Genomic DNA, 15761 nt, shown 5'->3' with positions numbered 1-15761 from the left:
TAACACTCCCTCATCATTGATTGTTTGTGAACACAGAAGTGGTTTTTATATGCAAAAAAGCCAAGGCGATATCTAGGTTACAGATATCTCCCGGGCTTTTATCCCTCCGTGAACACAGTGTTTAGCTGTGCGTCTTCTCTTGGTCCAGTCCGGGGATTGGGCAACCCGCGGAACCCTAGAAAACTTTGTATGTGATGTTACCTAACTTATATTTAAGGTGGTTAACCAATTTATTTGCGATGTTAGATATCTTTCATTTATGTAAGTTAATATAACACAATATTAGTTTTGTGAGAAGTATTTTATGCAAATTAACTAAAATGACTAGAAGTTATTGACACGTATCATCAATGATGTTATGTTTAGTAACACAAACGAATACGATTGTTTACTAGGGTTCCGCCGGTAACGTACCGGGCTGGTCCGAGAGTAAACCACTCTTGTGAGAGAGTGCCACGGAAGGATAAAAACCTGGGAGATATCACCAAGACAATGGTCTTGTGATGTCTCCCTTTTTGTTTAAGCAAAAAGCGAAGGAGAGCGATAGCATGGGGAACATATGGAGCAAGGACATCGGGCCAGGAGATAAATGGTCAGGGACGATCGGCAAAGGAAAATTGATACGTTTTACTGCGCTGGAAGCGGGCGCGAATGTATCGGTTCAGTTGTACCATGCGAAGGATTTGACGGAGCGCTACAATATGCCCGACACGCTCAAAGCGCAGCATACCGCTCATCTAACTCGCGGGAATGTACTAATGAGCGATAACGGCCGAGCGATGGTGAGCATCGTGGAAGACAGCTTAGGTTGGCATGATCCGCTTAGCGGATACACAAGTCGTGCGACGACGGATGCCAAGTACGGCAAGACGAACTACCAGGAGCTGCGTAATGGTTGGCTGCGGAGCGGTCAAGAAAATTTCGGGGTAGAGCTTGTACGTAATGGCCTAAGCATGCGGGATATGATGCCAGTGGTGAATCTATTTTCCAAAGTTGTCGTGGACGACAAAGGGGATATGAGGCTCAGCTTAGATCACTGTCCAGCAGGGGCAACGGTCACGCTAAGGACGGAATTAGATACTTTAGTCGTTCTGTCCAACACACCGAACCCACTTGATCCAAGGGCGAGTTATCCATCTGTGCCTGTCAAAATCGAAGTGCTCGCAGCATCACCCGTCCATGAAGACGATTATTGCTTGAATTATCGCCCGGAGAATCGCCGAGCTTTTGAGAATACATGGGAATATCACGCACTGCTAGGTTCTTAATCGAAACGACAAAACGGAGGAGGCGGGAAGTATGGCTGTATTTAATCGAGTAGAAAGCCCACGTCAAGTGGCGGATGCCATATATAGTGAAGTGATTGGAGCAGGAGATGGCTGGATGCGTGTCCTGAAGCCAGGGCAAGTGATGCGAATCGTGGATCTGGAAGGCAATCAAGCCGCAGACACCTTGTTCTATGACGCAGAGAATCCGGAGGATCACTACAGTGCAGTAGCGACGATCACAGGACAAAGCAATATTTACTTGAGCACAGGTTCCATCCTGCGAGCAGAGTCAGGGAAGGAGTTGTTGAAAATCGTAGCGGACACCTGCGGACGTCATGATACGGTCGGTGGGTCGTGCTCAGCGCAAAGCAACACGGTGCGTTACTCGCACGATAAGCTGTCGATGCACAATTGTCGCGATACGTTCATGCTTCAATTAGCTGGGCAAGATGGCGTGTATACGAAGCGTGATTTGGCGCCGAACATCAACTTTTTCATGAATGTACCCGTGACACCGGAGGGTGGTTTGAAATTTGATGATGGCGTATCAGCTCCTGGCTGCTATGTCGAAATGCAGTCGATTGGCAGCACCATGGCACTGATCAGCAATTGCCCGCAGCTTAATAATCCATGTAATGCCTATAACCCGACACCGATTCAGGTGCTCATCTGGGATAAATAAACGAAGATAAACGTGAAGGAGTGGTTACGATGTTTACCAAAGTGCTAATTGCCAATCGCGGCGCGATTGCCGTACGTATTGAGCGTACATTACGCAAACTGGGAGTCCAATCCGTTGCTGTGTATACGGCGGCAGATCAAGATAGCTTACATGTGGATGGAGCCGATGAGGCTGTACTTATCGGTGAGGGGCCGGCGAAATCAAGTTACTTGAATACGGAGCTGATCCTCCAAACAGCGCTCGAAACCGGCGCTCAAGCGATTCATCCCGGCTATGGCTTCTTGAGCGAGAATGCGGATTTCGCCCGCGCTTGTCGCGAACACGGCATCGTATTCATCGGACCGACTCCGGAGCAAATGGAGATGTTCGGACTCAAGCATTCCGCACGGGAGATCGCCGAACGTGCTGGTGTGCCGATGCTGCCAGGTACGCCGTTAATCACGGAACTAGATGAAGCTTTAATAGAAGCTGCGCGTATTGGCTATCCGGTTATTCTGAAAAGTACAGCAGGCGGCGGCGGTATCGGTATGCGCGTATGTGCAGATGAAGCTACGCTAAGAGCGGCCTACGATGGCGTACGCCATTTGGCTGAAACGAATTTCAAAAACGGGGGCATGTTCCTCGAGAAATATATTACCCGTGCTCGTCACGTGGAAGTGCAAATTTTCGGTAATTCGCTCGGTGAAGTTGTGACGCTTGGTGAGCGTGATTGCTCCATTCAACGCCGTAATCAAAAGGTCATTGAAGAGAGTCCAGCGCCGAACCTGTCGGATGACGTGCGTGAGGCGATGTTCGCTTCGGCGAAACGATTGGCAGCAGAAGTGGGCTATCGCAGTGCAGGGACGGTTGAATATCTCTACGATCCAGAAACGTGTGAGTTTTACTTCTTGGAAGTGAACACGCGCCTTCAAGTCGAGCATGGTGTGACGGAGGAAGTGCTGGGTGTTGATCTCGTGGAGTGGATGGTGCGTGAAGCGGCACTGGAGTTGAATGACCTGCAATCGCTGATTCGCAAGCCGCAAGGCCATAGTATCCAAGCGCGGATTTATGCGGAGGACTGCCTTCAGCAGTTCCGTCCGAGCGCGGGGCAATTGGATCGTGCCGTTTTCTCGAGCGAAGCTCGTAATGAGACGTGGGTGCGAGATGGGCTTACTGTAACGACACTTTATGACCCGATGCTGGCCAAAATCATTGTGCACGGCAAGGACCGCTTAGACGCGATCCATAAATTAGTCGCAGCGTTAGCGGAGACACGCATGTACGGCTTAACGACGAACTTGCAGTATGTGCGTGCGCTGCTGCAAGAGGAAGCTTGCTTGAGCGGCAACGTCTACACGCAATTGCTGAATACATTTGAACCAACAGAACGCGCGCTTGAAGTCGTCGATGGCGGTATTCAAACAACCGTGCAAGACTTCCCAGGCCGCATTCGTCATTGGGATGTCGGTGTGCCGCCTTGCGGACCGATGGATCCATTGTCGTTCCGTATCGGGAATAAATTGCTGGGCAATGCAGACGATGCTCCCGGTCTTGAAATGACGCTGCGTGGCGGCTCCTATAAGTTCCGCAGCGATATGTGGTTCTGCGTAACGGGTGCGGATATGCAAGCGGAGCTTGATGGCGAGACGGTCGCTACCTACCGTCCGGTGTTGGCGTCCCAGGGGCAAGTGCTGAGCTTTGGCGAAGCCAAAGAAGGCATGCGCACGTACTTGCTGATCGGCGGCGGGCTGGATATGCCGAAGCTCTTAGGAAGCTCATCCACGTTTACATTGGGTGGATTCGGGGGACATGGCGGACGTGCGCTGCGCACGGGCGATGTGCTTGGTGTGAATGAAGGCGGAGAAAACCGTGTGCAGGACGTTTACGAATTAGCCCGGGATCATCGTCCTGGCATGACTCGCGAGTGGACGATCGGGGTCGTTCCTGGACCGCATTGTACAGGTGAGTTTTTGCGTACGGAGTATCTGGATCAATTGACAGAAACAAGTTGGGAAGTACATTTCAACTCGTCGAGAACAGGTGTTCGATTGAAAGGGCCAGCTCCGCTATGGACACGTGAGGATGGTGGGGAAGCGGGACTTCATCCTTCTAATATTCACGATAATGCCTACGCGATTGGTACGCTGGATTTGACTGGCGACATGCCGATACTGCTTGGGCCGGACGGACCGAGTCTTGGCGGCTTCGTGTGCCCGGTGACGACAGCTTCGGCGGAGTTCTGGAAGTTAGGTCAGTTGCACCCTGGAGATACAATCCGTTTCCACTTACTGACGCTGCCGGAAGCGGAAGCATTGCGTGATCTGCAAGAGAGCAACCTGCGGGCGATTGGCGAGGGGAGTTTTGACCAATTAGTACAGGTGCAGTTGCCCCCTGTGAATGAGGAGATTACACCGGAATATCCGCGTCTTTATCATGCAGAGGAGAATCGCCGATTCCCAATCACCATTCGCTGCTGCGGCGACCAAAACTTGCTCGTCGAATACGGTGAGCTAGAGCTCGATTTGCTTCTTCGCTTTCAAGTGCAGGCATTGATGCAGGCCATAACAGAAAGCGGCTCAATTCCAGTTTTGGATCTGACGCCAGGCATTCGCTCTTTGCAAATTCATATTGATCCATCGCAAATTACGGTGACAGAGGCGTGCAAGTTAGTTGTGGAGATCGACGCTGCTCTCCCTCCATTAGAACAGTTCCGTGTGCCATCGCGTATCCTGCGCTTGCCATTGTCCTGGGATGATCCAGCTACACAGTTGGCGATTGAACGTTATCAACAAGGTGTGCGCCCGGATGCACCTTGGTGCCCGAGCAATCTTGAATTCATTAAACGCATTAACGGGTTGGATGAAATCGATGAAGTGAAGAAGATTGTTTATGAAGCTAACTATCTCGTACTAGGGTTAGGTGATGTGTATTTAGGGGCTCCTGTGGCGACGCCTGTAGATCCACGCCATCGTCTAGTCACAACGAAATATAACCCTGCTCGTACGTGGACACCAGAAAATGCCGTCGGTATCGGCGGAGCTTACATGTGTGTGTATGGGATGGAAGGTCCAGGCGGATATCAATTCGTAGGACGTACGATTCAAATGTGGAATCGCCTGCGCTCAACGGAGAGTTTCCAGGCGGGTAAACCGTGGTTGTTGAGATTTTTTGATCAAATCCAATTCTATGAAGTGAGTGCGGAAGAACTGCTGCAGCTGCGCGAGGACTTCCCTCGTGGCCGATATGAGGCTGACATTCAAGAGACGACCTTTGATTTAGGAGAGTATCTCCAATTCCTAAGTTCGATAGAAGAAACAACGGATACGTTCCGTACTCAGCAGCGTGAAGCATTTAAAGAAGAACGCGAGAGTTGGAAGGCAAAAGGACTTGCCGAATATGTCTCCGAGCAGGAGACAGGGGACGCTGCGCCAGAAGACGAGTTGCCGGCAGGGACTGTGGCGGTGCGCGGGATTATGCCAGGAAGCGTGTGGAAAGTGCTCGTGTCTCCAGGTGAGCAAGTGAAGAAAGGCGATCAACTCGCGATTCTTGAAAGTATGAAAATGGAGTTCCCACAGCACGCACCTTGTGATGGTTATGTGTCGATGGTTGGTGTGAAGCCAGGGGATCAAGTACACGCTGGACAATTAATTTTGGGCATTGCGCAATCTGCATAAGGGAGAGGTGAAGGGGCTATGGGCATGACGGTGACAAAAGAACTGACTATACCTTACTTGCGTGAAAAGTATGAATCGGGCACATTATCTCCACAAGAGGTTATGTTGGCTATTGTAGAGCGTTCCAACACGGATGCGGATATGAACATTTGGATTACGCCGCCAACGATGGATGCGATTCAGCCTTACTTGGATCGCCTTGCATCTCTTCCTTTGGCGGAAGCTCCGTTGTGGGGGATTCCTTTCGCAATCAAAGACAACATCGATCTCGCTGGCATTCCGACGACCGCGGCCTGTGCCGAGTATACCTATATCCCGAGTGAACATGCAGGTGTCGTGGAGAGATTAATTGCGGCAGGTGCCATTCCAGTAGGCAAAACCAATCTTGATCAGTTCGCGACAGGCTTAGTCGGCGCTCGCAGCCCTTACGGTGACGCGCATAACGCGCTGCGTCCTGAACTGATCAGCGGCGGCTCGAGCTCTGGCTCAGCCGTCAGCGTAGCCCGTGGCCAAGTGGCTTTCTCACTTGGCACGGATACAGCAGGCTCCGGCCGTGTGCCGGCCGCGCTGAATCGCCTAGTCGGCTATAAGCCGAGTCTCGGCGCATGGCCGACCCTTGGGGTCGTGCCGGCCTGTGCGAGCCTCGACTGCGTCACAGTCTTCGCGCATAGCCTAGCGGATGCGCTTGTTGTAGACAGCGTGGCGCGTGGTGTCCACGCCGAAGATCCTTGGTCCCGCCATGTCGTGCGAAAGCCGGCGGGACTGCCTTTACAGATATGCCTACCTAGCGGCGAGCTAGGCTTCTACGGACCTTACGCTGCGGAGTATCGTGCAGCGTGGTCGCGGGCTGTAGAGCAGGTACGTGTAGCTGCTCATCGAGAGGGAATTTCGATTGTTGAGGTTGATGTTGAACTTTTCGCGCAAGCTGCGGCGATTTTATATGAAGGTCCTTGGGTGGCTGAACGCTGGGCAGCGTTAGGTAGCTTCATTGAAGGAAATCCTGGTGTAGCTTATCCAGTGACGGAGAAGATATTGCGCTCGGGCGCAGCAAGCGAGTACGATGCAGCATCGGTATTTGTGGCGATGCACAAGCTTCAGAAGTATAAGTTGGAAGCTAGGCAACTGTTGCAGGATGCGGTGCTGGTGATGCCTACCTGCGGAGGCACCTGGACCCGCGAGCAAGTTCTTGCGGACCCCGTCAGCACGAATCGCGACATGGGTCGTTACACGAACCATTGCAACCTGCTGGATTTGTGCGCGGTTGCTGTGCCTGCGGGCGATGCGGCGCCGGAGACGCCTTTTGGGATTACCCTCTTCGCGTTGGCGGAAGAGGAAGGGTTGATTTGTGGGGCGGCGGAGTTGTTAGTGGCGGGCGAATTCATGCCCACAACACCACCATCTATTCCAGCGCAAACAACGCTGGTGGCGGTCTGCGGGCTCCACATGCGTGGCTACCCGCTGGAGAAACAGATGCAAGGCTGCGGAGCGCGGTTCATCCGGGAGGATGAATCCGCGGCGAAGTACAGCCTTGTGAAGCTGCCGACATCCCCTGCGAAGCCGGGGATGATCAAACAACAGCAGGGTGGCGCGGCCATCCTGCTGGAGATTTGGGAAATGCCGCTCGAGGCATTCGGCGGCTTTGCTGCGGCGATCCCGGCTCCGCTCGGGATCGGCAAGGTGGAGCTCCGGGACGGTACGGAAGTCCCGGGCTTTGTGTGTGAAGCTTACGCGGCAGAGGGCGCGGAAGATGTGACGGCGTTGCGCGGCTGGCGCAACGTGGCGCCGCTGTAAGCGGCGTCCCTCATTGTTGCACATTCATATATATGATGGGTTATGGGGTAAGCGGAGCTTACCTCTATTTCCGTGGGAATTCGTTTTAGTCCCATTTTATTTCGGACTATTGGGTGCTGGAGAACGCGTTTAAATCATTTCTTCACCCATCACTTCCTTCTCCCCCTCTCAAAAATGCAAAAATACAACCTTTTCCACTAATTTATAGTCAAAATTGATAAATACGTGCAAATAGGCAACCTTTTTAACGTATTTTAGGAGAATTCCCTAAAATCGCTCCAAATTGATGCCTTTATGCATCAATTTCCAACAACGGAGGGGAAAGTCATTCGAAAAAGTGCTTTTTTGCATTTTTGACAGGGTTAGGACTTGAGGACCTGAAGATTTGAGAGTTCTCCAGAGAATCAACAACCTTACTCCAACAATCACTCAATGTCACCTTTACCCCCTAGCTACTCACTCCCCACCTGCATCTACTCCATCAGACTACATCCATTCTCATCCTCCTATTCCTACTCCATCACACTGCTTCTCATTCTCTGTCCAACTCCTAACGCCATCTCCGACTTCAACTTCAGCGCCACCTCCAGCCCCCAGCCCCCAGCCCCCAGCCCCCAACTCCTACTTCACATTACTCCACTATTCTAATACTCTTCTATATTCTCACAACTCATTTTGGAGCAGATGAGCGGGGGGGCAATGGAAAGGGAGAAGTTTGTTGTCTGCTTAAGTTGGGTGAGCGGAGATGGCGATGGAAAGGGAAACGTTTGTTATCTGCTTAAGTCGGATGAGCGGGATGGCGATGGAAAGGGAAACGTTTGTTGTCAGCTTAAGTTGGATGAGCGGGGGAGCATTGCGGGCGAGCCGCTGCTAACTGAATAGCGAGCGCCTTCTGCGCCCCCCCCCTCGTACAAATGTCCTCCCGAATGTAGTAAACTAAAATAAACTACGCAATGACGATTAGGGGGAGACCATGCAGAAGAAATGGTTTTACCGATTACTATTTTCATATGTACCTTTTTTCTTTTTTATCGTGTTGGTGTTAATGATGGTGTTCAATTACAAATGGAATGTAGAAACGAGAGAACGCATTCAGAATACGAATGAAGTATTCGCGTCCCATGTCATGAATGTCGTGGATTCCTCGTTTCAGACGATTGAGAATTTCGTTATTCAACAAATGCTAACCGACGAATTGATCAAAGGTTACTTTAGCAATAATGAGCCAGTCCCGCCGTATGCGGCTTATGAAATTTCGCAGAGGCTTAACAATATCAAGACGCTGTTCCCATTTGCCGGTGATGTGTACATTTATAAGAAGACTGGCAATGAAGTCATTACGGATAATTCCATTTTTAAACTGGATCAATTCGCTGATGCTTCCTTTGTGGAGGGGGCTTTCAGGGGGGAAGCGGGCGTTCAGTGGACAGCTCCTCGTTCGTATAATCAATTCATTGGGGAGAGTCGTTCGGATAAGGTGCTTTCGCTTGTCAAAAGAGTGCCGATTACATCCGCAGTTCCCAATGGTGTTGTGGTCATCAATATTAAGCTGGGGTCGCTGATTGGCATGTTGCAATCCATCAAAGCGAATGCAGCGGATTCCATTGAGATGATGAGTGCCGAAGATCAACCATTCAAAGAATTTGGCTTGGGGGTAGATGTTGAACCGAATGCATGGGGGATCAGCACCATTACTTCTGCGTATACGGGTTGGAAACTCACTGTGAAGGTGCCTAAGCTGGAGCAGGGGAGTTTACTTGCTGTATTTTTTGGCGCTTGGACATTGCCGATGTTCGGTGCGATCTTACTTAGCATTATGTTCTTAATGTATATTACCCACCGGAACTATAAACCGATTGAAGAGATCATGATTCGAATGGATCGTTATGCGTTGAAAAGAAGTCTGTCCATGGGGAAGAAGTCTGATCATGACGAATTTCAGTTTATTACCTCGGCGCTGGATAATTTAGTTGAGAAATCCAATCAATATGAACTACGGCATCAAGAAGATTTATCCATCCGCAAAAAGTATTGGTTTTATGAACTATTAGAAGGTAACTTCTCTCTGAATCAAGGCGAGTGGGAGACCGAAGCAGCGCAACTGGAGCTTCCTCCGAGTTTTAACTCCACGATTGTGATGATCATTGAAATCGATAACTACCAAGAATTCCAAGCGAAATACTCGAGTAGGGATCAATCCCTCTTCAAGTTTGTTATTCATGGAGTGCTGCAAGAGATCGCCCAGAGTCAACAGCTGACGGTCTGGTTCGAGTGGAAGGAAGCGGATCAATTGTGCGCTATTCTCTACATGCAGCCGGATCAGGATTATTCGTCGATTGAGCCCCTTGCGGAGCATATCCTGAATTGGGTTTCCACGAATTTGAAATTTACGATATCCATTTATGTGGGAACCAAAGGCAATGATGCAGAGGAAATTAGCCATTCCTATCAAGATGCGCTGAAAGCGGGGCAATTTAGGACGCTCCGCGGCTATAACCACGTTTATTATGCGGCGGAAACGAAATCGCACCTTCAGATCGATACCTATCGCCAACTGCAAGCTGTTCGTTCGTTAGTCAAGGCTGTGCGAGCAGCGGACGTGGAATGGCAGCGGATTTTTGATGATTTATTTGCAGAGATGAGAACAGAGGTTCTTCCTCGGGAGAAGGTGCTGGATATCATCCACTATTTATTTTTTGCTCTGGAAAAAGAAATGGAAGATCTGCCGCCAGAACTCGCCAGCAATTGGGTAGTTCAGCTCAACAATGAAGCGAGGACAGCTCTTGTAGCGACAGATCTTATCGGAGATATTCAAATAGGCTTACAAGCCTTGCTTCATGCATTGGTCGAGTCCATTCAAGAATGGCAGCTAGCCAACGAGCACCATAATCGCATTGACGAGATGAAGTTGTATCTACTTCAGAATTACAGTAATCCAGACCTGTCCCTCAACTACTTGAGTGAGAAATTCGACCTTCCTTCGCGTGTATTGAGCAAGTTATTTAAAGCTGAAACCGGTGAACGCTTCGTTGAATATCTGATAGCTATCCGAATGACAGAAGCTAAGCGGTTGCTGCTTCAGACAACGGAACCTGTGCAGTCGATCGGTGAGCAAGTCGGTTATTTGCAGGTCATTTCCTTTATTCGTACCTTCAAAAAAGCCGAAGGCAGCACGCCAGGCGAGTACCGAAAGCAGCATTCTACCTAAGAATCCAGCGTATTTACCAAAATGTTAACTTGCGGAAATTGTTTATTCACCTTCTCGCGAGACAAGCCGTCCCTTTATATCTACTGTGGGCGGCTTTTGCATGTCAATTTACATAATTGTTTATCCAGCGAATATTGAAAATTGTGGCGAGGCGCCCCTCCAAGTATAGTGAGGTTGTGTTCAGATCGAACCTGCAGGAGATTCTGACACAGACGCATCAAGGGGGTGAACCATATCGGCAGCGCAACTTGGAAACGCAACATTCCACTCTACCTCATGTTTACGCCGATTATCCTTTTCTTTATCTTATTTAAATATGTTCCGATGTTCGGGAGTATCATGGCGTTCAAACATTACAATTTCGGAGATGGCATTCTCCACAGTCCTTGGGTTGGATTCGAGAATTTCAAGGTTCTATTTAGTACACCTGCTACGATTCAGATTATCCGAAATACACTACTGCTAAGTATGATGTCGATCTTTATCGGGTTTCCTTTTCCGATATTACTAGCGATTATGTTAAATGAGGTTCGTTCCAAATGGTTTAAAAGTGTCGTACAAACGTTGGTCTTCCTACCCCATTTCTTCTCGTGGATCATTGTAGGCGGGATCATCGTTACCATCTTCTCACAGCAAAGCGGCATGCTGAACAGCGTTTGGCAGTATGTATTTGGTCACTCCTACGCGTTCTTGTATCATGAAGGATCATGGCTTTCTATTTTTGTAGGCTCAGGAATTTGGAAAGAAGCTGGATTTAGTGCCATCGTGTACTTGGCTGCTTTAGGCAGTATTGATGGCAGTCTATATGAGGCTGCTGGATTAGATGGCGCGAGTAAATGGAAACAGATCTGGCATGTAACGCTTCCTGGGATCAGTTCCACAGTGGTATTAATGTTTATTTTGGCCATGGGACGTGTGATGGAAGTAGGGTTTGATCAAATCTTTATGTTGCAAAACGCAACCGTATCCAATGTATCTGAGGTTATATCTACCTATGTGTACAAAATTGGTTTAATGGGTTCACAATTTAGTTTGACAGCAGCAATCGGACTATTCGAGTCCTTGGTAAGCTTGATCCTCGTATTTATGACGAATCGAATTGCTCGTAAATTCGGCAATGGCTTGTGGTAGGGGGAGGACGACATGCAAACATCAACAGGTGAACGAACGTTAGTCGTCATTTTTTATGGCTTATTAACAATAGCGGCATTGGCGTGCTTATTCCCTTTGCTCCACATCATATCGTTGTCGATTAGTGATACGCATGCGGTGGCCTCAGGTTGGGTAACCTTTTACCCCGTTGGCTTCTCGATCGAATCCTATAGACAGCTGATGGCGGGCTCGCCAATTATCAAATCATTTTTCAATAGTGTAGAGATTACAGGGGTTGGTGTTGTCTTAAGTATGGCTTTCACCATACTAGCGGCATATCCATTAACGCGGTCTTACTTTTTTGGCAGGAAATGGTACCTATTTGCAATCGTCTTTACGATGTTATTCGGCGGTGGACTAATTCCGACTTACTTGACTATCAAAGCCTATGGACTCATGAATACCTACTGGGCGCTATGGTTGCCGGGGCTAGTCAGTACCTTCAATCTTCTCGTGCTCCGATCTTTTATGGAGAACATTCCTAGTGAGCTGGATGATGCTGCTCGGATTGACGGTTGTGGAGATTGGAAATACTTGACGCGAATTGTACTTCCGTTATCCCTGCCTGTTCTTACGACACTTGCCCTATTTTATGGTGTGGGCTACTGGAATGCCTTCTTCAATGTGCTCATTTACATCAATGAAACAACGAAATATAACTTATCGGTTTTGGTTCAACAAATGATTCAAAGTCAAACGATGCTAGCGCAAATGAATAGCTCGGATGCAGCAGATCAGATTTTATTAACACCAGAAGAAGTCAACTCGGCTGCCATTATTGTCATGGTGCTTCCGATTATGATCATTTATCCACTATTGCAAAGGCATTTTGTTAAGGGTGTCATGATTGGGGCTATTAAAGGATAAAACTCAGAAGAGGGGTTATGGAATATGAAAACTTGGAATCGGAAAATGGTAACACTCGTAACGTTAACAATGGCTTGTGGATGTTTATTGGTTGCCTGCTCGAAAGATAGTGGCTCGGAGTCGACTACTGCACCAACGGGAACAACGACAGGAACCACTGCGCCTGCCAAAAAGGGTAACATCACCGCCACGCTCTATGATCGCGGCAATATTCCACAAGGCATGGGTACCATTGATAATAACAGATGGACCAAATGGGTAAGTGAAACAGGACCAACCGAAGCCAAGTTTGTGCCTATTCCTCGTGGAGAGTCCGTGCAGAAGTTGAATATTTTATTCGCATCTGGCAGCGCACCTGACGTTATTCATGAGTTCGATACCAATTTCAGAGATCAACTTTACCAACAGAAACAGATCATGCCCGTTGATGATTTGATCCAGAAGTACAGCACAACGTATAAGGCACTCTTGCAGAAATACCCTGAGCTGAAAAAGGCAGGCTCCAAATCAGATGGCAAGCAATACGAATTTGGCCGTGTGCAGAAGCTTGTTGGTTTCCAAGCGCTCTTTATTCGTGAAGATTGGTTGAAGAAGCTAGGCTTGAAAGCGCCTGAAACCGTGGAAGACCTATTCAAGGTCGCTCAGGCGTTTGCGAATGACGATCCCGATGGGAATGGTAAGAAGGACACCTATGGTATCGCGCTTAGCGGTGAAACTGGCGGTGCGATCTCCACGATGTTCCAAGACGTAAGCTGGGTCCTCCAGGATGGGAAGCTTGTACACGATTGGGACAGAGCCAAGGCGGCTGTTACCTTCAAGAAGCAATTGTTTGACGCTGGCCTTACAGATAAGGATTTCTTGACAGATAAGAATGGCCAGAAAGCGGTTCAAGATTGGATTAACGGGAAGACAGGTATTTTTGTCGGACGTACGGTTGACCCTGCGAACTATGCGACTTATTACGAGCCATTGAAGAAGAATGTACCGACCGCCGAAGTTTCCGCCATTAAGCTTCCTGCTTCTACCTATGGTCGTTTTGCCGTGGGTGTCAATAATCCGGTTCAGATGACAACGGTTATTAATTCGAAAACGAAGGATCCGCAGGCGGCAATGAAATATATCGATTTCATGTCGGATAAAGCGACTGCTGAAGTGCTTCGTTACGGAACACCAGAAGTGGATTCTGTCAAAAAAGCCAATGGCTGCTATGGGCCTAAGGATTTGGCGCAATTTAGTAAAGAAGTATCTTGGAATCTTGACTTCCAGCTTCTGCTGCAGCAGATCGAGATTGAGCCATGTGCAAGCGTAACAAGTCAGATGGATGCTAGCCAGCCGTTACAGAAGGAATTCATCGAGCTCATTAAACAAAATAATATCGCCAACCTGAGCGATGATGTGAAATATGCGCCAATTACGGCTGGTGAACATATGCCAGCATTGCCGGAAGATCTCAAGATCGTGAATACGAACGTGACCAAAATAACGGACTTCTACAACAAAGCGATTGTCTCCGGTTCTGCGTACACGGTGGATCAAGCATTTGCTGACGCCAAGGATTTGTGGACGAAATCAGGCGGAGCCAAATTAGAGGAGTTCTACTTGAAATGGTATAACGAGAACAAGGATACCGCATTTTTGGCGAAGGATATGTGGAAATTCAAGCAAAACTAATTGACGAGATCAGCGCCGCTTTTCATGCATGCGTGAGAAGCGGTTTGCTTTTTACAAGAGAATGGGAGAGATCATCATGAAATTTGCCGATATGACAGCGGGCGTACCTTATGCGAAGGATCCAGCAGTTGTTTTCTATAAAGGGAAGTACTTCTTATATTATTCAAGAGGACCATTTATTGATGGCCGTTGGGGGATCGGTGTAGCCGAGAGCACAGATTTAGACAATTGGACGAAGATTGGGGAAGTTCCGCTTGAGCAGCCTTGTGAAGCCAAAGGCATCTGTGCGCCTGGCGCTATCGTGCTAGAAGGCCGCGTGCACTTATTTTATCAAACGTATGGTAATTTTCCGAAGGATGCGATCTGTCATGCTGTATCGGAGGATGGGGTGACTTTCACCAAAAATGAGACGAACCCGATCTTTGCGCCGACAGGTGCGTGGAACAATGGCAGAGCCATTGACGCGGATGTTGTTGTTCACGACGAGAAGCTATTCCTCTACTTTGCGACACGGGATCCGAAGGGTGAAATCCAAATGCAAGGTGTGGCAACAGCGCCGCTTCACTCGGATTATGGACAGTCCACATGGACGCAAGCTTGCACAGAAACCATTCTGAAGCCAGAACTAGCGTGGGAAGGCGCTTGTATTGAAGCTGCCGCTATGTGCAAACGTGAGGGCAAACTGTACATGTTCTATGCAGGAGCCTATAACAATGCGCCTCAGCAAATCGGGTGCGCGATTAGTACGGATGGTGTTCAGTGGGAGCGATTATTTGTGGAACCGCTATTGCCTAATGGGGAACCTGGCAGTTGGAATTCCAGTGAATCTGGACATCCCTTCTTGTTTGTGGATCAGGATGAGCGGACTTATTTATTTTATCAAGGGAATAATGACATGGGCAAAACGTGGTACCTCTCCAAGGTAGAGATCGGTTGGCGGGATGGCCTGCCTTTTATTATGGAATAGGAATGAAGCTAAACCTGCAGCCTAGTGCTGTAGGTTCTTTGCATGTAGGGAACTTCCGTGTAAAACAATTCAAAACAATGGGAATAGTGGAACTTTTCCAAAGGGGTTGTAATTGATTTCTAGACATGGTACATTAGTCCTCGTTCTTCTGAAGCAAGCAAACACAAGCGAATAAGCAGTGAACTTGCTTTGTAATAACAGGATAAGAAAATGGTTGTCTCGACAGACATCGACGCCATTCGAAAAAAAGAACTTGCAATGGTGAAATGATCTGTGGTATATTACTTCTCGCTGCTTCGGTAACACGGTAGCGGACGAAAGAAATTGATCTTTGAAAACTGAACAACGAGTGAGTAAGCACAGTCGAGCAATCGACTATAAATGAGATTATTAATCTCGCTAGCTTCAAAATGAGCACAACTCAGATTTTCTATTATGGAGAGTTTGATCCTGGCTCAGGACGAACGCTGGCGGCGTGCCTAATACATGCAAGTCGAGCGGG

The 15761-nt window shown here is 48.6% G+C and carries 10 protein-coding genes, 1 rRNA gene and 2 riboswitches; all 11 genes read left to right on the top strand.

The genetic code is table 11. From position 1 onward, the window contains the following. Positions 1 to 85: 85 nt before the first annotated feature. Positions 86 to 190, bottom strand: a riboswitch (guanidine-I (ykkC/yxkD leader). A gap of 190 nt (positions 191 to 380) precedes the next feature. Continuing rightward, a riboswitch (guanidine-I (ykkC/yxkD leader) is annotated at positions 381 to 480 on the top strand. 68 nt (positions 481 to 548) lie between these two features. Further along, positions 549 to 1268 carry an urea amidolyase associated protein UAAP1 gene (locus tag AC58PV_RS30345; RefSeq protein WP_497436601.1) on the top strand — a complete coding sequence of 240 codons (720 nt, stop codon included), beginning with the start codon at positions 549 to 551 and terminating at the stop codon, positions 1266 to 1268. A 31-nt stretch (positions 1269 to 1299) separates the two neighbouring features. Further along, positions 1300 to 1950: an urea amidolyase associated protein UAAP2 gene (locus AC58PV_RS30340; protein WP_497436600.1), complete on the top strand. Its 651-nt coding sequence runs from the start codon at positions 1300 to 1302 to the stop codon at positions 1948 to 1950. 29 nt (positions 1951 to 1979) lie between these two features. Further along, on the top strand, positions 1980 to 5603 hold the full coding sequence (uca, locus tag AC58PV_RS30335) for an urea carboxylase (protein ID WP_497436598.1): 3624 nt from the start codon (positions 1980 to 1982) through the stop codon (positions 5601 to 5603). 24 nt (positions 5604 to 5627) lie between these two features. After that, entirely contained in the window at positions 5628 to 7394 is a 1767-nt protein-coding gene (atzF, locus tag AC58PV_RS30330) for an allophanate hydrolase (RefSeq protein WP_497436597.1), read from the top strand. Positions 7395 to 8093: 699 nt separating this feature from the next. Beyond that, positions 8094 to 8276 (top strand): hypothetical protein, encoded by a 183-nt coding sequence (locus tag AC58PV_RS30325; protein ID WP_497436596.1) that lies wholly within the window; start codon positions 8094 to 8096, stop codon positions 8274 to 8276. Positions 8277 to 8367: 91 nt separating this feature from the next. After that, positions 8368 to 10602 (top strand): helix-turn-helix domain-containing protein, encoded by a 2235-nt coding sequence (locus AC58PV_RS30320; RefSeq protein WP_497436595.1) that lies wholly within the window; start codon positions 8368 to 8370, stop codon positions 10600 to 10602. Between the two features lie 276 nt (positions 10603 to 10878). After that, a complete protein-coding gene (locus AC58PV_RS30315) occupies positions 10879 to 11733 on the top strand; it encodes an ABC transporter permease (protein ID WP_497436704.1) in 855 nt (284 codons plus the stop codon). 12 nt (positions 11734 to 11745) lie between these two features. Next, positions 11746 to 12621: a carbohydrate ABC transporter permease gene (locus tag AC58PV_RS30310; protein ID WP_497436593.1), complete on the top strand. Its 876-nt coding sequence runs from the start codon at positions 11746 to 11748 to the stop codon at positions 12619 to 12621. Positions 12622 to 12645: 24 nt separating this feature from the next. Continuing rightward, complete coding sequence (locus AC58PV_RS30305; RefSeq protein ID WP_497436592.1) at positions 12646 to 14292, top strand: type 2 periplasmic-binding domain-containing protein; 1647 nt, start codon at positions 12646 to 12648, stop codon at positions 14290 to 14292. Positions 14293 to 14368: 76 nt separating this feature from the next. Then, positions 14369 to 15259 carry a family 43 glycosylhydrolase gene (locus AC58PV_RS30300; protein ID WP_497436590.1) on the top strand — a complete coding sequence of 297 codons (891 nt, stop codon included), beginning with the start codon at positions 14369 to 14371 and terminating at the stop codon, positions 15257 to 15259. 432 nt (positions 15260 to 15691) lie between these two features. Then, positions 15692 to 15761 (top strand): 16S ribosomal RNA (locus AC58PV_RS30295); the annotation flags it as partial.

The organism is Paenibacillus sp. J22FR83 (genome assembly GCF_059691955.1).
The sequence above is the reverse complement of the archived record's forward strand: the minus strand, read 5'-3'. Positions and strand labels throughout refer to the sequence as shown.